This window comes from Pseudoalteromonas sp. SR44-5, from assembly GCF_014163675.1.
Taxonomy (GTDB): domain Bacteria; phylum Pseudomonadota; class Gammaproteobacteria; order Enterobacterales; family Alteromonadaceae; genus Pseudoalteromonas; species Pseudoalteromonas rhizosphaerae.
In genome coordinates, this window is sequence record NZ_JACJDT010000168.1 from 1 (window position 1) to 610 (window position 610).

General features: G+C 40.2%; 2 tRNA genes and 1 rRNA gene. All 3 read right to left on the bottom strand.

The annotated features are described in order from the left end of the window. Window positions 1–258: 258 nt before the first annotated feature. Window positions 259–334, bottom strand: a tRNA-Ala gene (locus H5154_RS23050). Between the two features lie 46 nt (window positions 335–380). Continuing rightward, window positions 381–457: transfer RNA gene (locus tag H5154_RS23055), tRNA-Ile, on the bottom strand. A 76-nt stretch (window positions 458–533) separates the two neighbouring features. Next, window positions 534–610: ribosomal RNA gene (locus H5154_RS23060) — 16S ribosomal RNA — on the bottom strand; the annotation flags it as partial.

Below are 610 nucleotides of genomic sequence, written 5' to 3' on the forward strand. Positions count from 1 at the left end.
CAGAAGTTAATATTGAATACTAAAGTAGATACCAATCAACAAACAAAACGTTCATTAAATGGCACTGAATGATACTGCTATCATTCTTTTTTACTTTTGAAAACTCTGTACAAATACACTGTATTCATACGAATTTTATTATCAGCTTTTCCAAATTTTTAAAGAGCAAGAGATACAAAAACCTCTCAAAATTAAACACACTCTATTCTCAGGCGATTAAGCTGCCCGATAAAAGAATATTTATTTTTAAGAAGTAAGTGGTGGAGCTAAGCAGGATCGAACTGCTGACCTCCTGCGTGCAAGGCAGGCGCTCTCCCAGCTGAGCTATAGCCCCACATATGCTGGTACTTATTGTTTGATTACCGACTTCGTTGAAGAAGTGGTGGGTCTGAGTAGATTTGAACTACCGACCTCACCCTTATCAGGGGTGCGCTCTAACCAACTGAGCTACAGACCCAAACAATAAGTGTTTGTTCTCTTTACAATAACAATCATCTGTGTGGACACTACGAACAAATAAGTTCTAAATCGTATAAGGAGGTGATCCAGCCCCAGGTTCCCCTAGGGCTACCTTGTTACGACTTCACCCCAGTCATGAATCACTCCGTGG